This window comes from Pseudooceanicola sediminis (assembly GCF_003575965.1).
Lineage (GTDB): Bacteria > Pseudomonadota > Alphaproteobacteria > Rhodobacterales > Rhodobacteraceae > Pseudooceanicola > Pseudooceanicola sediminis.
The window spans coordinates 100,132-125,927 of record NZ_QWJJ01000011.1 but is presented as its reverse complement, the minus strand read 5'-3'; the positions used below and the strand labels follow the sequence as shown (position 1 = coordinate 125,927).

The 25,796-nt window shown below is 61.9% G+C and carries 25 protein-coding genes and 1 tRNA gene; 7 read left to right on the top strand and 19 right to left on the bottom strand.

All coding sequences use genetic code 11. The features are described from left to right. Positions 1-219: 219 nt before the first annotated feature. The 3 genes from DL237_RS13535 (at position 220) to DL237_RS13525 (ending at position 3,642) form a co-directional block, all read left to right on the top strand. Entirely contained in the window at positions 220-1,221 is a 1,002-nt protein-coding gene (locus tag DL237_RS13535; RefSeq protein WP_119399605.1) for a DctP family TRAP transporter solute-binding subunit, read from the top strand. A gap of 345 nt (positions 1,222-1,566) precedes the next feature. Next, on the top strand, positions 1,567-2,232 hold the full coding sequence (locus DL237_RS13530) for a TRAP transporter small permease (protein ID WP_119399604.1): 666 nt from the start codon (positions 1,567-1,569) through the stop codon (positions 2,230-2,232). A gap of 3 nt (positions 2,233-2,235) precedes the next feature. After that, positions 2,236-3,642 (top strand): TRAP transporter large permease, encoded by a 1,407-nt coding sequence (locus DL237_RS13525; protein ID WP_119399603.1) that lies wholly within the window; start codon positions 2,236-2,238, stop codon positions 3,640-3,642. A 231-nt stretch (positions 3,643-3,873) separates the two neighbouring features. Here DL237_RS13525 and tpiA read toward each other — a convergent pair whose 3' ends face one another. The 7 genes from tpiA to tgt form a co-directional block, all read right to left on the bottom strand. Then, positions 3,874-4,623, bottom strand: a complete 750-nt coding sequence (gene tpiA / locus DL237_RS13520; protein WP_119399602.1) for a triose-phosphate isomerase — start codon at positions 4,621-4,623, stop codon at positions 3,874-3,876. 173 nt (positions 4,624-4,796) lie between these two features. After that, on the bottom strand, positions 4,797-5,171 hold the full coding sequence (locus tag DL237_RS13515) for a TfoX/Sxy family protein (protein ID WP_119399601.1): 375 nt from the start codon (positions 5,169-5,171) through the stop codon (positions 4,797-4,799). Between the two features lie 22 nt (positions 5,172-5,193). Beyond that, entirely contained in the window at positions 5,194-5,544 is a 351-nt protein-coding gene (locus DL237_RS13510) for a HesB/IscA family protein (protein ID WP_119399600.1), read from the bottom strand. A gap of 24 nt (positions 5,545-5,568) precedes the next feature. Further along, entirely contained in the window at positions 5,569-6,306 is a 738-nt protein-coding gene (locus tag DL237_RS13505) for a DUF3307 domain-containing protein (RefSeq protein ID WP_119399599.1), read from the bottom strand. After that, positions 6,303-6,914 (bottom strand): MarR family transcriptional regulator, encoded by a 612-nt coding sequence (locus tag DL237_RS13500; protein ID WP_119399598.1) that lies wholly within the window; start codon positions 6,912-6,914, stop codon positions 6,303-6,305. Before DL237_RS13500 ends, DL237_RS13505 begins: the two co-directional genes overlap by 4 nt. Before the next feature lie 175 nt (positions 6,915-7,089). Continuing rightward, positions 7,090-7,452, bottom strand: a complete 363-nt coding sequence (locus DL237_RS13495) for an SUF system Fe-S cluster assembly protein (RefSeq protein ID WP_119399597.1) — start codon at positions 7,450-7,452, stop codon at positions 7,090-7,092. A gap of 109 nt (positions 7,453-7,561) precedes the next feature. Further along, positions 7,562-8,692, bottom strand: coding sequence for a tRNA guanosine(34) transglycosylase Tgt (tgt, locus tag DL237_RS13490; protein ID WP_119399596.1), 1,131 nt, complete (start codon positions 8,690-8,692; stop codon positions 7,562-7,564). A gap of 274 nt (positions 8,693-8,966) precedes the next feature. On the opposite strand from tgt, the gene DL237_RS13485 reads away from it, so the two are divergent. The 4 genes from DL237_RS13485 to DL237_RS13470 all read left to right on the top strand — a co-directional run bounded on the left by DL237_RS13485 (position 8,967) and on the right by DL237_RS13470 (position 13,482). Further along, positions 8,967-10,046 carry an NAD-dependent epimerase/dehydratase family protein gene (locus tag DL237_RS13485; protein ID WP_199672089.1) on the top strand — a complete coding sequence of 360 codons (1,080 nt, stop codon included), beginning with the start codon at positions 8,967-8,969 and terminating at the stop codon, positions 10,044-10,046. Positions 10,047-10,334: 288 nt separating this feature from the next. After that, positions 10,335-12,746, top strand: coding sequence for an endopeptidase La (lon, locus tag DL237_RS13480; protein ID WP_119399594.1), 2,412 nt, complete (start codon positions 10,335-10,337; stop codon positions 12,744-12,746). Positions 12,747-12,942: 196 nt separating this feature from the next. Beyond that, complete coding sequence (locus DL237_RS13475) at positions 12,943-13,389, top strand: HU family DNA-binding protein (RefSeq protein WP_119399593.1); 447 nt, start codon at positions 12,943-12,945, stop codon at positions 13,387-13,389. An 18-nt stretch (positions 13,390-13,407) separates the two neighbouring features. After that, a tRNA-Val gene (locus DL237_RS13470) sits at positions 13,408-13,482 on the top strand. Between the two features lie 1,102 nt (positions 13,483-14,584). Here DL237_RS13470 and argE read toward each other — a convergent pair. The 12 genes from argE to DL237_RS13410 form a co-directional block, all read right to left on the bottom strand. After that, entirely contained in the window at positions 14,585-15,793 is a 1,209-nt protein-coding gene (gene argE, locus DL237_RS13465; RefSeq protein ID WP_233544998.1) for an acetylornithine deacetylase, read from the bottom strand. Beyond that, positions 15,790-16,728 (bottom strand): LysR family transcriptional regulator, encoded by a 939-nt coding sequence (locus DL237_RS13460; RefSeq protein WP_119399592.1) that lies wholly within the window; start codon positions 16,726-16,728, stop codon positions 15,790-15,792. The genes argE and DL237_RS13460 overlap by 4 nt, the downstream gene beginning before the upstream one ends. A 61-nt stretch (positions 16,729-16,789) precedes the next feature. Continuing rightward, positions 16,790-17,464, bottom strand: coding sequence for a DUF1028 domain-containing protein (locus DL237_RS13455; protein WP_119399591.1), 675 nt, complete (start codon positions 17,462-17,464; stop codon positions 16,790-16,792). A gap of 85 nt (positions 17,465-17,549) precedes the next feature. Next, on the bottom strand, positions 17,550-17,966 hold the full coding sequence (locus DL237_RS13450; RefSeq protein WP_119399590.1) for a RidA family protein: 417 nt from the start codon (positions 17,964-17,966) through the stop codon (positions 17,550-17,552). A 245-nt stretch (positions 17,967-18,211) separates the two neighbouring features. After that, positions 18,212-18,823, bottom strand: a complete 612-nt coding sequence (locus tag DL237_RS13445) for a glutathione S-transferase (protein ID WP_119399589.1) — start codon at positions 18,821-18,823, stop codon at positions 18,212-18,214. Beyond that, on the bottom strand, positions 18,820-19,821 hold the full coding sequence (locus DL237_RS13440; RefSeq protein ID WP_119399588.1) for an NAD(P)H-quinone oxidoreductase: 1,002 nt from the start codon (positions 19,819-19,821) through the stop codon (positions 18,820-18,822). Before DL237_RS13440 ends, DL237_RS13445 begins: the two co-directional genes overlap by 4 nt. A 160-nt stretch (positions 19,822-19,981) precedes the next feature. Next, complete coding sequence (locus DL237_RS13435) at positions 19,982-21,106, bottom strand: ABC transporter ATP-binding protein (protein WP_119399587.1); 1,125 nt, start codon at positions 21,104-21,106, stop codon at positions 19,982-19,984. Beyond that, positions 21,096-21,905 carry an ABC transporter permease gene (locus DL237_RS13430; protein WP_119399586.1) on the bottom strand — a complete coding sequence of 270 codons (810 nt, stop codon included), beginning with the start codon at positions 21,903-21,905 and terminating at the stop codon, positions 21,096-21,098. Before DL237_RS13430 ends, DL237_RS13435 begins: the two co-directional genes overlap by 11 nt. Positions 21,906-21,907: 2 nt before the next feature. Then, positions 21,908-22,759 (bottom strand): ABC transporter permease, encoded by an 852-nt coding sequence (locus tag DL237_RS13425; protein WP_119399585.1) that lies wholly within the window; start codon positions 22,757-22,759, stop codon positions 21,908-21,910. A gap of 60 nt (positions 22,760-22,819) precedes the next feature. Then, positions 22,820-23,845: an ABC transporter substrate-binding protein gene (locus DL237_RS13420; protein WP_119399584.1), complete on the bottom strand. Its 1,026-nt coding sequence runs from the start codon at positions 23,843-23,845 to the stop codon at positions 22,820-22,822. Between the two features lie 531 nt (positions 23,846-24,376). Next, positions 24,377-25,312, bottom strand: a complete 936-nt coding sequence (locus tag DL237_RS13415; RefSeq protein WP_119399583.1) for a 2-hydroxyacid dehydrogenase — start codon at positions 25,310-25,312, stop codon at positions 24,377-24,379. Next, positions 25,309-25,755 carry a type II 3-dehydroquinate dehydratase gene (locus DL237_RS13410; protein ID WP_119399582.1) on the bottom strand — a complete coding sequence of 149 codons (447 nt, stop codon included), beginning with the start codon at positions 25,753-25,755 and terminating at the stop codon, positions 25,309-25,311. The genes DL237_RS13415 and DL237_RS13410 overlap by 4 nt, the downstream gene beginning before the upstream one ends. Positions 25,756-25,796: the final 41 nt, after the last annotated feature.

Below are 25,796 nucleotides of genomic sequence, written 5' to 3'. Positions count from 1 at the left end.
CACATTTCCTGCAAAGGGTGTGCGGAATTTCGCACGTTTTTCGCATGACGGCTATGCGTTTTCTGCATGTCTTTCGGCTAAGTTTATGAAATCAATGAAGTATCCACAAAATTTTTCGGGGTGTTCAGTTTCGCTTGAGCGCAGCGGCGCCAATGCGGATTTTTATCGCCAGACAGGGGGGCCCCCTGCCTTCGATAGTCAATCCGGGAGGAGAACGAGATGAAATTCCTGACCACAGCCGCCACCGCGCTGGCCCTGGCCGTCACCTCGCAAGCGGCGTTTGCCGCCTGTGACGACGGCGAGATCGTGATCAAGTTCAGCCATGTCACCAATACCGACAAGCACCCCAAGGGGATTGCCGCATCGCTGCTGGAACAGCGCGTCAACGACGAGATGGACGGCGTTGCCTGCATGGAGGTGTTCCCGAACTCGACCCTGTACGATGACGACAAGGTGCTTGAGGCGATGTTGCAGGGCGATGTCCAGCTGGCCGCGCCGTCGCTGTCGAAATTCGAGACCTTCACCAAGCAGTTCCGCATCTATGACCTTCCCTTCATGTTCAAGAACATGGAAGCGGTCGATGCGTTCCAATCCTCGGACGCGGGTCAGAAGATGATGTCGTCGATGGAAAAACGCGGACTGGCGGGGTTGGCGTTCTGGCACAACGGCCTCAAGCAGTTCTCGGCCAACAAGCCGCTGATCATGCCCGAGGATGCCAAGGGCCTGAAATTCCGCGTCCAGCCCAGCGACGTGCTGGTCGCGCAGATGGAAGCACTGGATGCAAGCCCGCAGAAAATGGCGTTTTCCGAGGTCTACGGCGCGCTGCAACAGGGCGTGGTCGACGGGCAGGAAAACACCTGGTCGAACGTGCTGGGCCAGAAATACTATGAGGTCCAGGACGGCATCACCGAAACCAACCACGGTGTTCTGGACTACCTTGTCGTGGCGTCGGTCGACTGGCTGGACAGCCTTGAGCCCGAGGTGCGCGACCAGTTCCTGACGATCCTCGACGAGGTTTCGGTCGAGCGGAACGCGGCCATCAACGAGGTCGACATGGAAGCGCGTCAGGGTGTTCTGGATGCCGGTGGCGTGATCCGCGAGCTGACGCCCGAGCAGCGTGAAGCCTGGGTGACGGTGATGAAACCTGTCTGGGAAGAGTTCACCGCCGACGTCGGCCAGGAGAACATCGACGCGGCACAGGCGATCAACGCCGGTCTGTAAGGCCGCGCCGCAACCGGGGAAGGGCGCGGAGGATCTTCGCGCCCTTTTCCGCACCCGGCCTGCGGACCCGCAGCGCCATACGGCCCGAGCGGGAAGCAGGCCAGAGTGGGTCGCAGGCAGGGAACAGCCAGGACCGGGAACAGGCAGGTAGCAGGCAGTGCCGGGAGCAGCGGACGCCGACGTGTCCAAAGTGACCGAGGCTGTGGTGACCGAGGCTGTGGTGACCAGGTGCAGGTTGACCGGTGTGCAGGTTGACCGGGGTGCGGTGACGGGATCGCCCGTCACGGGGGCACAGTCGCAGGACGATACGAAACAATCCTATAACGCCAGGGAAAGGGGACGGGTATGCAAGCTGCGCCCGAAGGGTCGTTCACCGACCGGATCGAGGAGACCCTCATCGCGGTCATTCTGGGCGTCATGACGCTGGTCACGTTTGCCAACGTCATCGCCCGGTACGTTTTCAATTCCAATATCCTCTGGGCGCTGGAGGGGACGGTGTTCCTGTTCGGGTGGATGGTTCTGTTGGGCGCATCCTACGCGGTCAAGAAGAACGCCCATCTGGGGGTCGATGCGGTGATCGAGATCCTGCCCGCCCCGGCGCGCCGGGTGCTGGCGCTGATCTCGGTCGTGGTGTGCATTGCGTTCACCTTTCTGCTGCTGAAGGGCGCCTGGGATTACTGGGCCAACTTTGCCAACCTGCCGCAGACGACGGGCCGCTGGTTTCCCACCGGGTTCGAGGAAACGTTCCGCCCCAAGGGATGGTACGAGGTCAACGACATCCCGTTCCCCGAGTGGCTGGGTTTCGTGCGCGACGTGTTCAACGACGGTGACGAATACGAGAAGCTGCCGCGTTTTATCCCCTATGCCGTGCTGCCGTTGTCGATGACGCTGATCCTGCTGCGGTTCTGTCAGGCGGCCTGGGCTGTCTGGTGCGGACGTCAGGACCGGATCGTCGCCAGTCACGAAGTCGAAGACGAGATCGCGGACGTGCGCCGCAAAGAGGAGGCATAAGTCATGGCCGTTGCAATTCTGTTCGGGCTGGTCATCGGCTTCATGCTGATCGGGGTGCCGATTGCCGTGTCGCTGGGGATGTCGTCGGTGATGTTCCTGCTGTGGTACAGCGACACCTCGCTGGCGGCCGTGGCGCAGACGCTGATGCAGGCCTTTGTCGGGCATTACACGCTGCTGGCGATCCCGTTCTTCATCCTGGCGTCGTCGTTCATGTCGACGGGGGGCGTGGCCAAGCGGATCATCCGGTTTTCCATCGCCTGTGTCGGCCATATGCGCGGCGGGCTGGCGATTGCCGGGGTGTTCGCCTGCATGATCTTTGCCGCCCTGTCAGGGTCGTCGCCCGCCACCGTGGTTGCCATCGGGTCCATCGTGATCGGGGCGATGACGCAGGCGGGCTATACCAAGGACTTCGCCGCCGGTGTCATCTGCAACGCCGGGACGCTGGGCATTCTGATCCCGCCATCCATCGTGATGGTGGTCTATGCCACGGCGGTCGATGTCTCGGTCGGGCGGATGTTTCTGGCGGGGGTCATTCCGGGGATCCTGGCCGGTGTCATGCTGATGACCGCGATCTACATCATGGCGCGCGTCAAGGGGATGCCGAAGGGCGAATGGCTGGGCTGGGGCGAGGTCTGGGCATCGTTCCGCGACGCCTTCTGGGGCCTGATGCTGATTGTCATCATCATGGTGGGGATCTACGGCATTCCCGGTGTGACGGGCGCGATCTTTACGCCGACGGAAGCGGCGGCCGTTGCCTCTGTCTATGCCTTCATCGCGGCGGTGTTCATCTATCGTGACATGGGGCCGCTGAAGGCGACCGGCACGGGGCCTGAGGCGGGGCGCAACCAGAGCCTGCTGAGAAAGCCGCAGGCGCTGGTCACGGCCTGGTTTCATCGCGACACGCAGAAGACGCTGTTCGAGGCGGGCAAGCTGACCATCACGCTGATGTTCGTCATCGCCAATGCGCTGATCCTCAAGCATGTGCTGACCGATGAGCAGGTGCCGCAGCATGTCGCCAATGCGATGCTGTCGGCGGGCTTTGGCCCCGTGATGTTCCTGGTCGTGGTCAACGTGATCCTGCTGATCGGCGGTCAGTTCATGGAGCCTTCGGGGCTGCTGGTGATCGTGGCGCCGCTGGTGTTTCCCATCGCCATCGAACTGGGCATCGATCCGATCCACCTTGGCATCATCATGGTGGTGAACATGGAGATCGGGATGATCACGCCGCCGGTGGGTCTGAACCTGTTCGTCACCTCGGGCGTGGCGGGGATGCCGATGATGCGGGTGGTCCGCGCGGCGCTGCCCTTTCTCGGCGTGCTGTTCATCTTCCTGATCCTGGTGACCTATGTGCCGTGGATTTCGACCGTCCTGCCGAATGCGGTGATGGGGCCGGAGATCGTGACCAGGTGAGGGGTTGATCGAGAGGAACGGTTTTTTTGTTAACGAGTGTTGCGGCGCCTCTCTGACTGGAGAGGCGCCGTTTTCGGGTGCGGCGATCGCCCGTTGGGCGATGCCTCCGGCGGGGATATTTGGAACAGGGAAACGGGGCAGGGACATGCGGGCGCGACCCGGGGCGCGCTGAGGGTCGGGGGCGCGCTGTTGTGCGGGGCGCGCGCTGATGAGGAGGAGTGGCGCGGGCGGTCAGGCGCGTTCAAGGGCCGCGATGATGGGGGAGAAGTCTTCGGCCTTGAGGCTTGCACCGCCGACGAGTGCGCCGTCGACGTTGGAAATCGCGAAGATCTCGGCCGCATTGGCGGGTTTGACCGAGCCGCCGTAGAGCAGGCGGACGGATTTGCCGACGCCGTAGCCGAAGCGCTGTTCGAGCCGGGCGCGCATGAAGTCGTGCACCTCTCCGATCTGGTCGGGGGTGGGGGTCATGCCGGAGCCGATGGCCCAGACGGGTTCGTAGGCGACGACGAGGTTTTCGCCGGTCGAACTGTCGGGGATCGAGAGCGAAAGCTGCGCGCCGATGATGTCGAGGGTATTGGTCGCCTGACGCTGGAACAGGCTTTCACCGACGCAGATCACGGTTTGCAGGTTGGCCGCCTGGGCGGCCTGGGCGAGGAGGCGGACATCCTCTGAGCGTTCATCATGGTCCTGGCGGCGTTCGGAGTGGCCGAGGATCACTGCTGTGGCGCCGGCGTCGCGCAGCATCTGCGCGGAGATGTCGCCGGTGTGAGCCCCGGAAACGGCGTCGTGGCAGGTCTGGCCGCCGACGCGGATGGCGCTGTTGCCGCAGGTGGTGGCGGCGGCGCAGAGCAGAGTGGCCGGGGGGCAGACCAGCAGGTCGCATTTCGCCGTGGGGTGGGCCCGGGCGAGTTTGTCCAGTTCGGCCAGAGAGGATCTGAGGCCATTCATCTTCCAGTTGCCCGCTGCCATTTTCCTGCGCATTCCGCTCCCTTTCGATGACGTTCCTGTGGGGGCATTTTTACTGCCCCCGCGATTGGGTCAAGCGATTGGTAGCGCACACATGGTGCTCTTTTCGCTTGTGTTTTCGCGCGACGGTGCCGGGGCGGCCCAAACGGCGGCGGGCCGTGGACCGGAGGATGACAGGCGCGGGCAGGCTATTTTCGTCGGCGCGCCTTTGTGCGGCGCTTTTCCGCGGCGGCGGCGCGGGCCGCGGGCAGCGAAAGGCGTGCCCAGATCAGCGCTTCGTCCGGGTCGTCGAGGGCGGCGTCGGGCAGGGTCATCAGCGAGGTGACCTGCCGGGCGCCGGTTTTGCGGGTGTAGGTGAAAGGGGTGGCGCCGGCGGCGAGATAGGCGGCCTGGCAGGCGGCGTCGGTCTTCATGTAGATTGTCTGTGACGCCGTGATCATGGCAAACATCGCGTCCTCTTCTGCGTAGACCGCGATGCCGGAGAACATGCGCCCCGTGCGCAGCGGTCCGAGGCCCGAAAAGAGGTCGCGGACATGGTCGATGAAGTCCGGATCGACTGCCATCTGCCGCGACCTCCGTTCCGCCTTACATATCTGCGAACTTGATGGATTCGCCGCAGCCGCAGGCTTCGGTCACGTTGGGGTTGTTGAAGCGGAAGCCGGATTCGAGCAGCGTCGTTTCGTAGTCGATCTCGGTTCCGAACAGGAACATCTGCGCCATCGGGGCGATCATGACGCGGGCGCCTTGCTGTTCGACGACCTCGTCCATGGGATCGACCGCGTCGACGTAGTCCATGGTATATTCCATGCCCGCGCAGCCACCCTTCTTGACGCCGATGCGCAGGCCCTGATGGCCTTCGCGGGTCATCAGCTTGATGATCTGCGCCGCGGCGCGATCTGTGATGGTCACGGCTTGCTTGCCAGGAATGCTGAACATGCGGGGTCTCCTTTGCGCCTGAACTTAAGACTTCGGAAGCGAAATGCCAAGATGTGGCAGTGCGGAGAACAGGGCCAGCGTCGCATAGGCGGCGAGAAGCGCCCAGGCGAAGGAGGCGAGGGTGCCGATGATGACATATTCGCCGGTGCGATGGTCGGTCTTGGCGGTATCGAAGCGCAGGACCGATTTGGCCGCGATCAGAAAACCGATGGCCTGCGGCTGGTCGGTGAGCACGAAGAGGAAGATCAGCCCGCGTTCCAGCAGGCCGATGAGGAACCCGCCATCGGTCAGCCCCTTGGGCAGCGCCGTATCGCCCCAGCGGCCCATCAGCAGGCCGACGGCAAAGCCGCCTGCGCGGGTCGCGAGGATCAGGCCGGCGGCGAGGGCCATGAGGGCGGGCAGCCAGTGTGTGGCTGGGGCCCAGAGGCCGGAGGCGAAGAGGTCGGGCCAGAGGGCGGCCGTGGCGGCCAGCGTCGCGAGATGGGCGGCCTGATCCAGCAGGAAGGGCGCAAGGCGGTCTTGTGGCAGGATGCTCTTGATCAGGTCGATGACCAGGTGGGCGCCGGCAAGGGCCAGCAGGGGGAGGACGGCGGCGGCGCTGGTGGGGGCAATGGCCAGCGTGGCGGTGGCGGCGACGATCAGGATATGCAGCGCCAGCGGGCCCGGCGCGCGGTCGGCCTTGGCCCGGGCCATTGCGCTGCTTTGCAGCACGAAATCAGCCATCACATGGGCGAGGAGCAGGGCGGTGAACGTGGTGATCATGGCTGTTCCAGACGGCTGAGGGCGGCGGCGAGGGCGGGATAGGCGGCACCGCTCAGCGCCTGTTGGATGGCCTGGCGTGTGATGCCGTTGCGCGCGGCCACATCGCTCTGGATCGGGGGGGCGGGGGCCAGCATGGGCAGGATGGCGCGGGCCTGTGCCGGGGTCCAGCCCTGGCTGATCTGACCGGCAAGGATCAGCGTGGCAGAGAGGGCGCCGCCCCCGGCGTGATCCAGCGCGTTGTCGGAGAGGCGATCGAGCAGGTGCCCGGCGCCGACGAAGGCGGGGCCGCTGGCGCGGTTGAGGTCGCCGTTTTCGGGCAGGGCGGCCGGGCCTGTCGCTATGGCGATGCGCGTTTCGTAGGCCTTGCCCTGCTGGCGCAGACCGGCGCGCAGGGCGAGGGCTTCGCGGATGCCGGGCGCGGTGCCGGGCAGGCAGATCTGCCAACCGTCGCCGCGGTTGCGGGTGAAGTGGACCGGTGTGGCGTGCCAGGTCTCGATCAGGGTCGCGGCGGCGCGCAGGGCGTCGAGGGCCAGGTCGAGGTCGTCAGTGGTCAGGTCGGTCGAGGCGACGAGGTCGCCCGCGAGGACGGTGACGGTCTGGTCAGGCATGTGACCCCCCTAGGAAAAGCTGTCTTGTAAAGTAAAAACGCTTTCATTGGAGAAAAGCAAGTTTAAACGCTTGTCGAGGGTCGAGGGTCGAGGGTCGAGGGTCGAGGGTCGAGGGTCGAGGCGAACCCGAAGAAGGTAGAAAGGCTTGCATCCAAGAGATGCAAGCCTTTTTGCTTTACATGAACCCGAGTTCCAGACGCGCTTCGTCGCTCATCATGTCCATGCCCCAGGGCGGTTCCCAGGTCAGCTGGACATCGACGGTCTTGACGCCGTCAAGGGGTTCGACGGCCTCGGCCACCCAACCGGGCATGTCGCCTGCAACAGGGCAGCCGGGGGCGGTCAGCGTCATCAGGATCTTGACGTCGTTCTCTTCGGAAATATCGACGGTGTAGATCAGGCCGAGGTCATAGATATTCACCGGAATCTCGGGGTCGTACACCGTGCGGCAGGCCTCGGTCACCTTGTCGTAGAGCGGATGATCGGTGGCCGAAGGCGCGATCAGCGGAGTGCCTTCGAGGGGTTCGGGGCTATCGGTCATGGCGTGTTATCCTTTTCCTGAGCAATTATATAGGAAAACCCGAAGGCAAGGTCCAGATGCGAGGTGAAGACGGCATGCATTTCGGTGCTGTCGGCCGGCGATCGGGGCGTCAGAGCCGTTCGATGTCGCCCTCGGCCCGCAGGGCGTGGAAGACGGTGACGAAATCGTCAAAGCGCGCGGCGGCGATGGCCTCACGCATCCCCTGCATAAGGTCCTGATAGTAATGCAGGTTGTGCCAGGTCAACAGCATCCCCGAAATCATTTCCTGCGAGCGGAAGACGTGGTGCAGGTAGGCCCGCGAATAATTGCGGCAGGCCGGGCAGGTGCAGTCTTCGTCGAGCGGGCGGGGATCATCGGCGTGGCGGGCGTTCTTGATGTTGACGACACCGTGGCGCGTGAAGACCTGACCGGTGCGCCCCGAGCGTGAGGGCAGCACGCAATCCATCATGTCGATGCCGCGCGCGACCGCGCCGACGATATCGTCGGGTTTGCCGACGCCCATCAGGTAACGCGGCTTGTCGGTGGGCAGCATGTCGGGGGCGTAGTCGAGCACACCGAACATCGCCTCCTGACCTTCGCCCACGGCCAAACCGCCGACGGCGTAGCCATCGAAGCCGATCCTGGTCAGCGCCTCGGCGGATTCACCACGCAGGTCCTGGTTGACGCCGCCCTGCTGAATGCCGAACAGGGCATGGCCGGGGCGGTCGCCAAAGGCATCGCGCGACCGCTGCGCCCACCGCATGGACATCCGCATCGAGGCAGCGACGACGCTGTCCTCGGCCGGAAGGGCGGGGCATTCGTCAAAGCACATCACGATGTCGGAGCCGAGCAGTTTCTGGATTTCCATGCTGCGCTCGGGGCTGATCATGTGCTTGGAGCCGTCGACATGCGATGAAAAGGTCACGCCCTCTTCGGTCAGCTTGCGCAGGCTGGCCAGCGACATCACCTGAAACCCACCCGAGTCGGTCAGGATCGGTTTGTCCCAGTTCATGAAGCTGTGCAGCCCGCCGAGGCGGTCGATGCGTTCCGCCGTGGGGCGCAGCATCAGGTGGTAGGTGTTGCCCAGCAGGATATCGGCACCGGTCGCGGCGACGCTTTCGGGCATCATCGCCTTGACGGTGGCGGCGGTGCCCACCGGCATGAAGGCCGGGGTGCGGATCTGGCCGCGCGGCGTGTCGATAGTGCCGGTGCGGGCGCGGCCATCCGTGGCGGCGAGGGTAAAGGAAAATGGTGTGCTCATGGCCGCGCGATTTAGCGGCTTTGCGGGACGAAAGCCAGACGCTTTGACATGCAGCGCGGCACGGGGAGAGACACGGGGAGAGACACGGGGCAGCCTGCGGGGAGGAGCGGCAAGGACAAGGGCGCCGGCAAGGGCCATCGGACTGGACACGCACAAGGATCAGGGCGGATGTGCCGGGGCGCCGTTGACGCGGCGCGCCGCCCGATTACCTGTAAAAGACACCGCCGGGCCAGCCCCCTTGCGGTGCAGGCGCACCCTGTCGGGGAGGCACATGATGACCCACATACCCTTTGATAAACTGCCCATCGATACCTCCGCACCGGTTCTGGTGACCGGGGCAACTGGCTATGTCGCGGGCTGGATCGTGAAGCGCCTGCTGGAGCGCGGCGTGACGGTACATGCAGCGGTACGGGATCCGTCCAATCGTGAAAAGCTGGCGCATTTGCACGCCATGGCAGCGGCGACGCCGGGTGATCTGGTGATCTTTCGTGCGGACCTGCTGGAGGAAGGCTCCTACGGCGCTGCGATGGCGGGCTGCGGGGTGGTGTTTCATACCGCCTCGCCCTTTGTCAGTGTCGTCGAGGATCCGCAGCGAGACCTGGTCGATCCGGCGGTCAAGGGCACCCGCAACGTATTGGCCAGCGCGACGGCGACCTATTCGGTTACCCGCGTCGTGCTGACCAGTTCCTGCGCGGCGATCATCGGAGATGCGGCCGACATGGCGGGTGCGGTGGCAGACGAGGACACCTGGAACAGCACCTCTTCGCTGGAACATCAGCCCTATTCTTATTCCAAGACCGCGGCCGAACGTGCCGCATGGGAGGCGAGCCGACGGCAGGCGCGCTGGCGTTTGGTGGTGATCAACCCCAGCCTTGTGATCGGGCCGGGGACGGCGGATCGGCAGACCTCGGAAAGCTTTTCCATCTTGCGACAGATGGGGGCGGGGGCCTTTAAATCCGGCGTTCCGCCGATGGAAATCGGCATGGTCGATGTGCGGGACGTGGCCGAGGCGCATGTGCGCGCCGCTTTTTTACCCGCAGCAGAGGGGCGTCATATCATCAGTGCCGAGAGCCTGACATTGCTGCGCGTGGCGCAAATCCTGTGCGCATCTTATGGCAATCGGCTGCCTGTGACTGCGCGTGAGATGCCCAAGTGGGTGGTCTGGCTGATCGGGCCGCTGGTTAGCAGCACGATCACCCGACGCATGGTCACACGCAGCATGGGACATCGCTGGCAAGTCGACAACGGCAAGTCGCGACACGCGCTTGGCATGGGGTACCGCCCGCTGGAGCCGGGCGTGGAGGAGATGTTTCAGCAGATGGTGGACACCGGACAGGTCGCACTGTTGCCATAACGTCGGGGCAGGGCGCATTTGCACGATGTCGTGACACGACGGGGGCGCGCGAGGCGTGTCACCCCCGCCTTTCGGGGCCATGGTGACCCGAAAAAGGGAGAATATAGCGGGATATTTACGCTGAAACCGCTACATATCGTGCTTGCCCGTCAGGTGATCGGCGGGCAAAGTGATAAAAATGCAGTTGAACTGTGGGAGTCGTGATCCCAATTAGGACACTGTGAAACGGAGAAGGCTGCGTTGCCGCTGAGCGGGGCCTGACCTTCTGCCCAATACTAAGGATAGAGCATGCAAGAGCCTCTGAACCCATCCTACCCGGTGTTGCCGCTGCGCGATATCGTGGTGTTCCCGCACATGATCGTTCCCCTGTTCGTCGGGCGTGAAAAATCCGTCCGCGCGCTGGAAGAGGTCATGGCCGACAACAAGCAGATCCTGCTGGCCAGCCAGATCGACCCGGCCGAGGACGACCCCGAGCCCGAGGGTATCCACAGCGCCGGAGTTCTGGCGAATGTGCTGCAACTGCTGAAACTGCCCGATGGCACCGTCAAGGTGCTGGTCGAAGGGGCGGCACGCGTTCACATCGAGGAATACCTTGAAAACGATGCGTTTTTCGAAGCAAAGGCCGTGTACCTTGACGAAACCCCCGGCGATCTGACGATCACCGAGGCCCTGTTGCGCACCGTCGGGCAGGAGTTCGAACGCTACGCCAAGGTCAAGAAGAACATCCCCGAAGAGGCCCTGTCCGCCGTGGCTCAGAGCGATGAGCCGTCGCGCCTTGCGGATCTGGTTGCCGGTCACCTTGGCATCGACGTGACGCAAAAGCAGGAATTGCTTGAAACGCTGCCGGTCAGCGAGCGTCTGGAGAAGGTCTATGGGCTGATGCAGGGCGAGATGTCCGTGCTTCAGGTCGAGAAAAAGATCAAGACCCGCGTCAAGAGCCAGATGGAGCGCACGCAGCGTGAATATTACCTGAATGAGCAGATGAAGGCCATTCAGAAGGAGCTGGGCGATGGCGAAGAGGGCGAAGGCGAGATTGCCGAGCTGGAGACGCGCATCGCCGAGACCAAGCTGAGCAAGGAAGCCCGCGAAAAGGCCGATGCCGAGATCAAGAAGCTGAAGTCGATGAGCCCGATGAGCGCCGAGGCGACCGTCGTGCGCAATTACCTGGACTGGATGCTGTCGATCCCGTGGGGTGTGAAATCGCGCACCAAGAAGAACCTGAACGGTGCTCAGGAGGTGCTGGATACCGATCACTATGGCCTGGAAAAGGTCAAGGAACGGATCGTCGAATACCTCGCCGTGCAACAGCGGTCGAAAAAGCTGAAGGGGCCGATCATGTGCCTCGTCGGCCCGCCGGGTGTCGGCAAGACCTCGTTGGGGAAATCCGTGGCCAAGGCGACGGGGCGCGAGTTCATCCGGATTTCGCTGGGTGGTGTGCGTGATGAATCCGAGATCCGTGGCCACCGTCGGACCTACATCGGCTCCATGCCCGGCAAGATTATCCAGGCTCTGAAAAAGGCGAAGACCACCAACCCGCTGATCCTGCTCGATGAAATCGACAAGATGGGGCAGGATTTCCGCGGTGATCCGGCAAGTGCAATGCTTGAGGTGCTGGACCCCGAACAGAACGGCACCTTCGTCGATCACTACCTTGAGGTGGAATACGACCTGTCCAACGTGATGTTCCTGACGACGGCCAACAGCTATAACATGCCAGGGCCGCTGATGGACCGGATGGAGATCATTTCGCTGGCCGGCTACACCGAGGATGAAAAGCGCGAGATCGCGCGGCAGCACCTTGTCGACAAGCAGATCAAGAACCACGGTCTGCGCAAGGGCGAGTTCGAGGTGACGGACGGTGCGCTGAGCGAGATGATCCAGCGCTACACCCGCGAAGCCGGGGTGCGTAGCCTTGAGCGCGAGATTGCCAAGCTGACACGCAAGGCGGTGACGCAGATCGTCAAGGGCGAGGTCGACAAGGTTGTCGTCACCGAGGACAATATCGACGACTATCTTGGCGTGAAGAAATACCGCTATGGTCTGGCCGAAAAGGAAGATCAGATCGGTGTCGTCACGGGCCTGGCCTGGACAAGCGTCGGCGGCGATCTGTTGCAGATCGAAGCACTGCGTCTGCCGGGCAAGGGCCGCATGAAGACGACCGGCAAGCTGGGCGACGTGATGAAGGAATCCATCGACGCCGCATCCAGCTACGTGCGCTCGATCGCGCCTGAAATCGGGGTGAAGCCGCCCCGGTTTGACCGGATGGACATCCACGTGCACGTGCCCGACGGCGCGACGCCCAAGGATGGCCCCTCGGCCGGTCTGGCAATGGTGACCTCGATCGTGTCTGTGTTGACGCAGATCCCGATCCGCAAGGATATCGCCATGACGGGCGAGGTGTCTCTGCGCGGCAATGCGATGCCGATCGGCGGGTTGAAGGAAAAACTGCTGGCCGCGCTGCGCGGCGGGATCAAGACGGTCTTTATTCCCGAAGAGAATGAAAAGGACCTGGCGGATATCCCCGACAACGTGAAGCAGGGCCTGACCATCATCCCGGTGACCCATGTGCGCGACGTCCTCAAGCAGGCGCTGGTGCGTCAGCCTGAGCCGATCGAATGGGACGAGGAAGCGGAGGAAGCGGCCGCCGCAGCCCGTGCGGCCCGTATGCCCGAACCGGGGCAGTCGACCACGGCGCACTGATCTCGCCGGACAGAAAACGATGTGGGGCCATGTTTCCGAAAGGGAGCGTGGCCCTTTTCTATGCGCTCTTCGGCGTTGCAATGTCTGAGTGCGGAAATCGGGACCACTCCCGGTAAGGTTGCTGGATTAAGCCGTGCGGCGCTGCTAGCGTTGAACCTATGCGTTGCAGGTGACGCCGGGGATCAAGGGGAACATGATGGTATCCAAGACCAGTCCGCGCAGGGCAATATCCAAGACATCTTCGGCGCAAAAGGCGACCCGCGGTGAGGCCGATATCGCCGCGCCCCCTGTTGAAGAAACCGTCACAGCAACAGAGTCGGCAACGCCTGAGCTAAAGAAGAAAGAGCTGATCGAGCTGGTGGTGATACACTCCGGGGTGAAGAAAAAGTTTGCCAAACCGGTGGTCGAGGCCATGCTGGCCGTGCTGGGCGAGGCCATCGCTGGGGGCCGGGAGTTGAACATGCAACCACTTGGCAAGGTAAAGGTCACCAACGAGAAATCGGTGCCGAACGGCAAGGTGATGAACACGCGCATTCGTCAGAGCGATCAGGCCCGACGCGCATCCGACGGTGTGCCCTCAAAAGAGGCCGAGGCATCCGATGCGGAAACTGTCAAAGAGACGCTTGCAGACCCGGCGCAGTGACGCTAAACACCGCCGCACGGGTGATTAGCTCAGTGGTAGAGCGCTTCGTTCACATCGAAGATGTCAGGGGTTCAAATCCCTTATCACCCACCATTACATCCGCATCTTGGTTCTCCGTCATTGTGTTTTTTCCGATTGATGAGGGACGTTTCGCTGTTGTGTGACAGGCAGTATTGCGGTGATCCCGAAAGACACCCGAGAAGCCTGTAAAATAAGGCATTGCGCAAAGGGTTTCTTCCTGTTGGCGCCTTAGCGGCGATCCCTTTGCAGCAAGGGAACATCCGGCCCCTGAGCACGCGATGACCAGCCGGTTCAACATAACCGGGGCACCGACAGCAGATCCTGAGAACATCAATGAAATAAGGGGCGTTGTGCGGGAAACGCGGTGCCTCACGAGATTTTAAGCCGGTTGGAAGATGCAAATTTTTCTGCAACTTTCTGCGGCTAGTTTATATTCGAAAAAATATATTAAAATCAATAGGATGGTCGTTGTCTGGCGCTCGACGATTTGCCTCGAAGGCAGGAGAGATTTAAGGCCAACTGGGCGGACGTGCCAACTGACGCAGGGGGATGAGAGCGTTTATCGTCCCCTTAACACGTGGCTTTTGCCCTCTGAGTATTCGCCTGATTTGGAGAGGTGGGGGTGACGGCGCGACAACGCAGCTGAGCTTTAGCGAGGCAGTGCCGACGAACACTGCCGACAATCGTCGCCCGCGTTTTCGCGAGAATGGGCCATTTGTGACTGGGGCTACAGGTAGATGCGATGGAAATGGTGGTGCCTGCGGTGCCGGTCGCTCCCTTGTTGGGTGGCAGTAAGGCTGCATAGAAAGATCATCGCGCGGATCGACGCGATGGCGCATGGGACTTATCTCAATCTTTTCATCAGAATCGGCGGCTTTTTGCGCCGTGCCTGGCAGTTGACGTGCAGGGTCTCCAATCTCTACAGGATTCCGATGGCGGCGCTTCCCTCATCTCATGGACGTGATGCGTTCTCAGATCATTTTCAGGCGTGAGTGAGAAGGCCTGCGCACCGGCTTGGGATCGGCGGCAAACCCGGCAATGGCCGCGTTGCAGGCGGCAGAGGCGACCTTGTCGCTCATGCTGCAGATGCGGGAAACAACCTTTGGCAGTTCTCGCCCTTCACCCCGCAGCGTCAGCTGGACAAACCCAAGGCGTCGCGACCCGCGTTGGTCAGTCAGAGGCGATCTGGCCCGCTCCGGCCCGCCAAGGCCTGCGCCTCGCCATCCTCTAGTGCATCCGTCAGTGCTGCCATCAGACCTTCACACTCGCTCAGCTGCGCCTGGCTGACGAATTCGTCGGGTTTGTGCCCCTGTGCCATATGGCCTGGCCCGCAGACCAATGTCGGTATTCCGAGCGAGTGCTGAAACAGACCGCCTTCGGTCCCGAAGGCGACCTTGATCATAGCGGCGTCATGTCCAAGCAGGGAGTGTAGCAGTTCGACGGCGGGCGTGCCGGCAGGAGTATCGAGCCCCGGATAGCCGGAAATCTCCTCGATTTCGATCCTTGCTTCGGGAAAGCGGTTGCGGTGCGGGGTAGCGATTGCCTCGGCATCCTCGATGATATCGGCGATAATCGCGTCCGGGTCATCGGCGGCGACATTGCGGATTTCGAATTCCAGCTCACATAGATTTGGGACGATGTTGAGCGCGGTCCCCCCCTGCATGACGCCGACATGGAGGGTGGAATAGGGAATATCATAGGCCGTGTCGCGCGCGCCACTGACGCGCAGCAGGTCCTGCCGTGTTTGCAGACGGGAGATGAAGGCCGCGCCAAGATGCAGTGCGTTCAACGCATCTGGCGCCAGCGCAGAGTGGCCCTCCTGTCCGTGGCAACAGGCCCGCAAGGCGCGCTTGCCCTTGTGTCCGGTTGCGATGTTCATGCCGGTCGGTTCCCCGATCAGGCAAAGCGCCGGCCGGTGCGGACGAGTGGCGAGCGTATCGAGCATCCCGCGCACTCCCATGCAGCCGATCTCCTCGTCATAGGAGATCGCCAGGTGCAGGGGCAGGCGCAGGGGGCGTGCCGCCGCGATCAGCATGGCGCGGATGGCAACGGCGAGAAACCCCTTCATATCGGCGGTCCCGCGTCCATAGAAGTTGCCCTCTGCGTGGTGCAGTTCGAAGGGATCACGGGTCCAGCTCTGACCGGTCACGGGGACCACGTCGCAATGGCCCGACAGAACCACGCCGCCGTCCCCTTCGGGACCGAGGCTGGCCCATAGGTTGGCGCGGGTGCCGTCGTCGCTGGCAAATCGCTCCAGCCTCACACCGGCCGGGCGAAGCAGGCTTTCGATATATTCCAGCAGGGCGATGTTGGAGTGCCGCGACAGGGTGGGAAAGGCGACCAATCGCGCCAGAATGTCGGCGGTTTCCGGGATCAAGGTCAACGTTCGGTTCCTGTGACCAGGCCGGGCAGTTTGTCGGCATCGGCGGCTTCGTGGCAATGGTCAATGAAGGCCTGGATGGTGCGCGAGACGTGGGCCGCCCGCGACATGGCAATGCCCAGCTGCAAGGGTGGCACCGCAGTTTGCAGGGGAATGAATTTGAGCATTTTGCCATCCATGGAAGATTCCGACACCGTGCGCATGTTCGAGATCCCAAAGCCGAAGCCATTTGCCACAAGGCTCCGCTGAATTGCGATTTCCGATGTGCGTTCGGTGATCCGGGGGCGGTGGCCAAGGGCCCGGAACAGCGACAGGAAATAGTCTGAGCTGTGTGGCATGTCGAGCAGGACCATGTCGTGATCGACAAGGTCGGCGGCGGTCAGTTCGCGGCGCCCGGCCAGCGGATGTGCCACATCCACCATGACATAGGGTGGCAATGTGCGTAACGGCTGAAAATCTATGTCACTCGGCAGCGACAGATCGTAGGTCAGCGCGAGGTCGATGCGCGACGAACCCAGGGCATCGAAAATCTGTGCCTGGTCCAGCTCCACCTGGCTGAAATCGACGCTGGAATACTTGTCTTCGAAACTGCGGCGCAGCTGAGGGACCATCAGTTGAACGAAGGTACGCATGCAGCCCACCCGCAGTGACCCGCGCACGCTGCCCGTATAGATGTTGGCCATGTCATTCAGTTTCGCTGCATCCTCCAGCACCGCACGGGCCTGTTCGATGAAGCGTTCGCCGGTAGGGGTCAGCACCGACCCCTGAGCATGGCGCCGGGTAAACAGTTGCACCCCAAATCCGGCCTCGAGCTGAGCAATGGCGGAGGACATGGATGGCGCGGTGACGTTCACCTTTTCGGCGGCCAGGGCGATGCTGCCGGCTTCGCCCACGGCGATGAAATACTCCAGTTGTCGAAGGGTGAACCTGAGGGGCATCGGTGGTCCTCGATCTTGGGTGATCCCGGCGGGCTGGCGTGCCGCCGCCGGGCAAGCCTAGTTATTCGTCGCCGGGAACGCCATAGGACGGGGCCTCTCGTGGATCCAGCGCGCGGGTGACATAGGCGGCCATCTGCGGACGATAGACTTGCCATGCTGTTTCCAGTGCCGCGATCGGGCACGCCTCGGTCCAGTCGATACGCAGTTCTGCAAGGGGCCAGCTTTGCTGGTCGACCAACAGCAATCCCGCAGAATGCACGGGCCCGGACTCTCCTCCTGCATCCAGGCCTGCGCGCAGGGCGCGGACAAGGCGGTCACCCAGATGGCCCTCTGACGTCAGAAAGGACTGCACCATCACTTCGGGAACTCCGGCATCGGCCAGAAGGTTTCCGGCGGCCGCGGTATCGCGTCCCTCTGCCTCGGACCACATGCCAAGTACCTGCGTGCCGGAGTAGATCGCGCTCTGCCCCGACCGTCCGACAGCCAGCACCTGACGATAGGCCATATGCCCCCCGCTGCGTTCAAGAATTGACAGCGCCTCTGACGGGCTGGCGCCTCTCTCCATCAGATCAAGCGCGTGCGGGCCAAGCCGGGGGTCCGTGACGTTCTGTGTTGCAACGGCACCGACACCGGCACGGGCGAAGGAACAACGCGCCGCCACCGCTGGCGAAGAAGACGAAATGGCGACCCCGAACATGCCGGTGTCGGGGCAATGCCCAATGATGGAGAAGGTCATGTAAACTCCCGGGGCCGTCAGCCCTGTTCTTGTTTGCAAGTCGTGTGCGGCCGCACCTGCGTGTCTGCCGCAATGGTCCGGTGGATCAGTCCGGGATCACGGCCGTTGCGTCGATTTCGACCAGCCATTCGGGGCGCGCAAGGGCGACGACAACCAGACCCGTGCACACTGGATAGACGCCCTTGATGTATTCGCCCAGGGTCCGATACACGGCTTCGCGATGGCGCACGTCGGTCAGGTACACCACCAGCTTGGTGACATGTGCCATTTCGCCGCCGCATTCCTCGACCAGTTGCCGGATGTTGCTCATCACCTTGTGGGTTTGTTCCACGGGATCGTTGCTCTTTATATTCTCGGCGGTGTCCAGATCCTGCGGGCACTGACCGCGCAGAAAGATGGTGGTGCCCCCCTTTGCCACGACGGCCTGCGACAGGTCGTTGTCGAGGTTCTGTTCGGGGTAGGTGTCCTTGGTATTGAACTTGCGGTGACGAAGATGCGCCATTTGATGTGTCTTTCATTTGATTTTGGCTATGCGCCCGTTTCGGGTGCTGGTCTTGTCTGGCTGCGGTCGATGATATCAGGCTGTTTCATCGTGCGCAGTCAGGCAGTGTTCACGGGTCGCTGCGGCAGCGGGCCTGTCACGCTACGGCGGGGATGATTGTGCAGCAGGATATTTCGCGACCCGCGGAATACGCAATCTGCAAGGTGCGGAATACGCAATCTGCAAGGTCATGATGATTTCCTTTGTCAGGCACGTGGACGGGTTGCGATCATGGCCGGGCGCGCTTCATATGCACGGTGCCATGCAGCCAGATCCGCGCGGCCCCGCCGCCAATCGAGTTCGGTAAAGCGGAAATCGAGCCATCCCAGGGTACAGGCATAGGATATTGCACCGATATCGCGACAGTCCGGTGCGGGGATGTCCGCCGCCATGGCGGTCAGCGCATCGTTCAGTTTTTCGTGCTGTTTCTCGACCCAAAGCGACCATTGCCGATCCTTTGGCCGCAACAGGGTTTCGTAACGGATCAGCAGCGCCGCATCCAGCAGGCCATCCGCCAGAGCCTGACGTCGCAGGGCAGTCCAGCGCGCAGGCAGGGGCAGCGGAAACAATCCGCCGTTTGACATCGTGTCCAGGTATTCGCAGATCACGCGGCTGTCATAAAGCAACGTCCCATCATCTGCGCGCGCCGCGGGCACCTTTGCCAGCGGGTTGAAGGCCTGGATACGGGTGTCGCGCTCAACCGGATTGGCCGCGCTGTCGAGAATTTCGATATCATTTTCCAGCCCAAGCTCATGCGCGACAACCATCACCTTGCGCACGAAGGGCGAGGCTGAGCCCCAGTAGAGGGAGAGCTTCATTTGGTGCCACCTTCCGTTTGCAGAACGATCTTGCCAAAGTTCCGGCCGCTTTCGAGCAGCGTATGCGCGGCAGCGGCGTCGGCAAGGGGCAGTGAGGCCGACAGGACCGGCCGCACTTTGCCGGGGCCGATCAGGGGCAGCAGATGGGTTTCAACATCCACTGCGATGGCGGCTTTTTCTGCATCGCTCTTGGGACGAAGCGTCGAGGAGCTGAGCCAGAGGCCCTTGCGCATCATTATTCCCAGATCGACGGGTGCGATCATGCCCGTCATGAACGACAGGCCAATGTGGCGCCCGCCCGGGGCCATGCAGGCAAGGTGCGAGTTGATTGCATCCCCCCCCAGGATATCCAGCACGACATCAACGCCCGCACCGTGGGTGAGGCGCATGACCTCGGCTGCCAGGTCCGCAGTGCGATAGTCGATGGCGTCTACGCCCATCTCGGCCAGACGGGCGCATTTTTCCGTACCTCCGGCAGTGACGATGACCCTGGCACCCCAGGCAACAGCCAATTGCAACGCCAGTGTGCCGATGCCGCTGGCACCGCCCTGGATCAGCACGGTTTCACCAGGACAAAGACCGCCTCTGTCGAACAGGTTGTGCCAGATGGTAAACAGGCCTTCGGGCAGCGCGGCGGCTTCTTGCATATCCAACCCTTTGGGGATGGAAAGGCAGTGATCTGCGCGGGCGACGGCATACTCGGCATAGCCGCCCCCCTTGACCAGGGCCATTACGGCGGTCCCCTGCATCGCGTCTGGCACCCCTTCACCTGTCGCGGTGATCGCACCGGCAACTTCGAGTCCAAGGATGTCGGGGGCATCCGGCGGGGCAGGGATGGCGCCGGTACGCTGCATGATGTCGGGGCGATTTACGCCGGCGGCGACAGTGCGGATCAGCACCTCACCCGGTCCCGGCACCGGCCTTGGCCGCTCAACCAGGGCCAGAACCTGTGGGCCGCCGATGGCAGTGGCAATTACCGCAGACATGGCGCGAGTCATGAGAACCTTCCCTTCGGGGCGAAACAAGGCACAACTGACAGCCCGCTCCGGTCAAGGTGGACGAGCGCTGCGTTGCTGCCACGTGTGGTTTGCAGCTCGGTTGAATGGCAGGTTCGTGTCGTGGGTGCAGGCGCAGAGCGGGGCTGGGGGATCTGAATTGTCATGCGATATCATCCTCTCTTGCGTAGATGGCCGGGCCGCGTTGCGGCAGCGCGATGCCCACACTGGCACCAGCAGGCAGAGCCTGAGAGGCGGGAACACGCAACATGACGCGCCCACCCTCGGCAGACGGGCAATCGAGATGCAGTTCTGCGTAACTTCCCTGATAGACCGACAGAGCGACAGTGGCGGGGATAGCATCCGGTTTTCCGCTGTCTGTCAGGACGCATTGCTCGGGACGCACGAACAGCGTCACCGGACCGGGCGCGGGCATATCCACCTGATAGGTCGAGAGGGTCAGACGGGTCGAACCGACCTCGAGTATTGCATCGGCGGTAGTCTTTTCCCGCAGGGTGGCGCTGAACAGGTTCGCATCCCCAACGAAAGTGGAAACAAAGCGGCTTTGTGGTTGATCATAGATTTCGGTGGGCGTGCCGATCTGTCGGATACGGCCACGGGACATGACCGCGATACGGTCGGACATGCTGAGCGCTTCGCTCTGGTCATGTGTCACGAACACCGTCGTCAGGCCCAGGCGAGACTGGATCTCTTTCAGTTCGACCTGCATTGCGGTGCGCAGATTTCGGTCGAGTGCCGAAAACGGCTCATCCAGCAGCAGCACGCGGGGGCGGATCACCAGCGCACGGGCCAGGGCCACACGCTGTTGCTGACCACCGGACAGTTGGCGGGGACGCCGGTCGGCAAAATCCTCCAGCTTGACCAGCGCCAGCGCCTCGCGCACGCGCTCTGCCGTTTCGGCCTTTGACACGCGCCGGGTTCGCAACCCGTAGGCGACGTTCTGCGCCACGTTCATATGTGGGAACAGGGCATAGTTCTGAAAGACGATACCGATTTCACGCTGATGCGGCGGGACTTGGGTGACGAGGTCACGATTGATGAAAAGCTCTCCCTCGTCGGCCTCGAGAAAGCCCGCAATGAGATTGAGCAGTGTGGTCTTGCCGCAGCCTGATGGGCCAAGCAGGGTCAGGAATTCTCCGCGTCGGATTTTCAGCCAGACCGGTTCAAGCGCGACAGTACCGGAAAATGACTTGGCGACACCGTCGATCTGGACAGCGGGATGCTGGCGACTGTCTTGCGGTGTGTTTCGGGGGATCTCACTCGACATTGAGGACCTTTTCGAGACGGAAGAATTTATGAACGAGCAGCAGCATGACGGCGACCACGGCGACGTAGATCACGGACACGGCCGCCAGCGTGGGATCGGCGTATTCGCGTACGTAGTTGTACATTGCGACGGGCAGGGTCTGCGTGCGTTGGTTGACCACGAAAAGCGATGCGGTGAATTCGTTGAAGGACAGGATCGCGGCAAACAGACCGCCCGAGACCAGCCCGGGTAGCAGCAGCGGCAAGGTGATGGTCAGCAGGACATGCACAGGCCCGGCGCCCAGGCTTTCGGCGGCCTGTTCATAGCGGCGTTCAAAGTTTTGCAGGGAGACGTAGACGGAACGGACCACAAACGGCAGGACGATGATCACATGCACGGCCACGACAAGCCAAACCGAGCGAGGCAGAGATGCGGCGGCCGACAGGATCAGCAGGCCCAGACCGATGGTGAAGTTCGGGATAATCAGCGGCGACATCAGAACACCGTTCAACAGAGATTTCAGCGCAAAATCATAGCGGTTCAGCACATAGGCAAAGCCAGACCCGGCGATCAGCGCGATGGTCGCGCCGATGGCAGCGATCATCAGCGAGTTGACCAGACCTTCGCCAAAATCGCGGTACTCGAATGCGTTGGCGTACCAGCGGAATGACCAGCCCTTGGGCGGAAAGGTCAGGATCGCGCTTTCGTTGAAAGAGGCGATCAGGACAACGATGAAGGGCAGCAGGACGAAACACAGGATCGCAGTCAGCAGGATCCGCCCGGCCCAGTCGAGTGCGTGATCGAGAATGGTCTTCTTCATGGTCAGTGCGCTCCGATCTTTTCAAGGCGCCGAATGCCGGTGTTGAAGATGGCCAGCACCGCGATGGTGAACAGCAGCCCAACCAACGAGAGCGAGGCCGCGAGCGGGAAATTGAACGAGGCAAAACCGACCTGATAGACGAGGGTCGAGATCGTCTGGACCTTGCCGCCGCCGATCATTTGCGGCGTCGCAAAGGCCGAAAAGGTCCAGGCAAAAGCGGTCGACGTGGCGGCGACGATGCCGGGGATGGACAGCGGCAGCGTCACGGTCGCAAAGACCCGGACACGTCCCGCGCCAAGCGAGGTCGCGGCGCGTTCCAGATTGCGATCTATATGGGAGAGCGCGGCGGCCAGCATCACGACAACGATGGGCAGGGTGAAATGCACCAACGCGATGACGACCCCTGTCATGGTGAACATGAAGTCGATCGGCCTGTCGATCAGCCCCATCTGCATCAGTACGGCGTTTACGAAGCCGCGATTGCCCAGAACGATCATCCAGGAATACGTGCGTACGATTTCCCCCAGAAACAGCGGTGTCAGGGAAATCAGCAGTATCGCACTGCGCAGGCGTGCTGACTTGGCACGCACCATCGCGAAGGCCAATGGATAGCCGATCAGCAGGGTGAACAGGGCGGTCCAGAAGCAAAGCAACACGGTGTTCAGGAACGCCTGCCCGTAGACGGCTTTCCAGAGCGTCGTGAAGTTGTCCAGCGTCAGCCCGCCCGGGTTGAGGGAACCGGGGACATGTGCGCGCAGGCTGTACTGAACAATCGCCAGAAAAGACGCTGCGATCGCGAATGCAATCAGGATGGACGGCGAGGCAAACCAGCCTAGGAATGGGCGTTTCGACATCAGGGAGGTCTGCTCCTTCTGGGGGGATCCCGGCGGCGGCACCGCCGGGATGGATCAGTTTCAGTTGCCGGAAATCATGTTTTCCGAGAACCATTGACGCCATTCTGCGGTTTTTTCAGCGCGCAGCTCATGCGGGATGATCAGGGTCTGGCTCTCCCACTGTTCGGGAGTGGTGAAGATGCCGGGCAGGTCAGCAAGCTCTTCGGGCAGGTCGACGTTTGAGACGACAGGGCTGCCTTTCTTGATCTCTGCAATCTTTGCCTGCACTTCGGGATCAAGGGCTGCGTTGATGAACTTGTACGCCAGCTCTTGCTTGTCGGTGCCGGCGGTGATGCCCATGGTATCGACACCCAGCACCGCCCCTTCCTTGGGGATCGCCAGTTTTATGTTCAGACCTTCGGACTGCATGTGATAGGCGTTCATCGACAGCATGATCTGCACCGGGGTTTCGCCGGTCGACAGCAACTGCTGCGAATTGGCATCGTTGGTATAGAACGCTTTGAAGTTCGGTTTCAGTGCCAGCAGCTTGTCGGTGGCATCCATCCAGTTCTCGATGTCGACGCCGTCCAGCTTGGATGAAACCGCGATGATGTGGGACGGATCGAAATCGGGTGCAGCAATCATGCCTTCCAGTTCGGGCGACCACAGGTCTTCCCAGCTGTCGAAGGTCATCCCCTCGGGGACCGCGTCAGGCAGGTAGCCGATGGTATAGACATAGGCCCATGCCCCGATGTGGGACGGGCTGATTTTTGCCTGCTCGACCAGGTTCACGGCATTCGGGATCTTGGACATGTCCAGTTCTTCGAACAGCCCGTCGTTGTGATAAAGCCAGCCGATATGCGAGGTGGTGAAGGTCACGTCGCTTTCCGGGGTGTCACGGCTGAGCTTGGCCTGGTTCAGGCGATCGATCGTGCCGCCGGTGATGAATTCGACATCGACACCGGTTTCCTCGGTGAATTTCTTGGCGATGGTTTCGTCGATCAGGTCGCGAAAGCTACCGCCCCAGCTGCTGACGACGAGGGTTTCGGCGAATGCGGCGGGAGACAGCAAGCTTATCGCAGCGGCGGTCAGGAGGAGACGTTTCATATGGAGGTTCCTGTTGGTTGAAGGGTTTATGATGCGGCAATTGTTTGCGGCATGCCGTTATTTGCCGAACCGAGAGACGGGTTCGGGTCTTGCTCCGGCAGGGACGTCAGGCCCTTGGCCGGAGAGGATCGGCCTGGGGTGATCTGCCCCCATGGACCGGGGAATGGATAAGAGGTTTGCGCGGCTCGTTTGCAGTTGCTGCCGAACACTCGGCCGAGGGCCGCCCGTTCGCAGTGGCACCTGTGCGCATGAAATCTGATGGTACTGCCGAGGCAGGTATCTTTCTGAACCCGGCGATGCAGCCTTCACGGTGTCGGCGGCAGGTCAGAGCCATGGGTTTCTCCAGTCAGTTGTTGCGTCTCTTGCTTGGTCACAAACTGCCCGGGCTCGACCGGTTAGAGTAATTGCAAATATCAACTCCCTACAAAGGTTTTTCCAACTTAGGATGGGTAACTGTATGATACTAAATGGTTTATTATAGTGTCGTTACCTGGGCCATCGCGGGGCGTTCGCAGCGTGATTGCCGGGTGCCTAATATCCACGCACTCGGGACACCTGGTTGATCAGGGTGCCGCCTGTCTGCACCGCCCGGATATTGCGCGCAATTTGAGGCGCGGCACTTTTGGGAAGTGCGACCGAGGCAAGGTGCGGCGTGATCAGGACACCCGGCAGCGACCAGAGCGGATGTTCGGACCCAAGAGGTTCGGTCTCGAACACGTCAAGCGTGGCGCCGGACAGGTGGCCAGAGCGCAGGGCGGCAACAAGCGCGGCTTCATCGACGACCTCTCCCCGGGAAACATTCACGAAAGCGGCGCCCCGTTTCATCGCACCGAAGGCCGAGGCGTCGAGGCGTCCGCGTGTCCCGGGGGTCAACGGTAACATGCAGACCACGATATCGGCCTCGGCCAGCAGCGGTGCGAGGGCGTGATCGCCGCAATGCACACGCACCCCTGGCAGATCATGTGGTTTCGTTGCCCATCCGTGGGTGTCGAAGCCCTGCCGGGCGACCTCGGTCGCTGCCAATGCTCCCAGTTCGCCCAGGCCAAGCACCGCAACCTTGGTGTCGCCAGCCGCACGTGGGTGACGGTAGGACCATTCACGGCGTGCCTGCGCCGCTTCGAAATGTGGAATGTCGCGCGCATGTCGCAAGACCGAGAACAACACGAAACTGGCCATCATCCGCCCCATCTCGGGATCGGACAAGCGCGTGATCGGTACGTCCGGCAGATCGTCACGCGCGACCAATCGGTCGACGCCGGCCCCGAGGTTGATCACCAGCTCAAGATTCGGAAAACGTTCGAAAAAGCCCTCGGGCGGCATCCATACAAGGGCGAAGCGCACTGCGTCCGGGTCAGTGACGGCATCTGAATTCTGAATGCGCACCGTATCGGGCAGGTGTGGCACAAGGGCATCCCGCCAAGTGTCGAACGGGTCAGGGCCGCTGAAGAAAACCAGGGTGTCGGTCATGCTGGTGTGTCCGTGATCATCGTTTTCATGGCGGACAATCCAAGCAGGTAGCCCTGTACGCCGAGACCGGCAATGACCCCCGTCGCGGCCTTGGAAATATAGGACTGGCTGCGAAAGGGCTCTCGCTTCCAGATGTTGCTCATGTGGCATTCGATGATCGGGCCATCGAACGCCAGCAAAGCGTCCAGAATGGCGATCGACGTATAAGTCAGCCCGGCTGCGTTGATCAGAAGGCCATCACAGGTTTGCCTTGCTTCCTGTATCCAGTCGATCAGGACGCCTTCGTGATTGGACTGACGAAAGATCAGGTTGAATTCCAGCTCGGCAGCGCGATCCAGGCAGGCCGCTTCGATCTGTGGAAAGCTGTCCGTGCCATAGGCACCTTTCGGATCAAGGCCGTACAGATTTGCATTCGGGCCATTGAGGAACATGACGGTCTTCATGACGGTGTCCTTGTTGCTTGGCGGTGTCGGGGCGAAGGGTC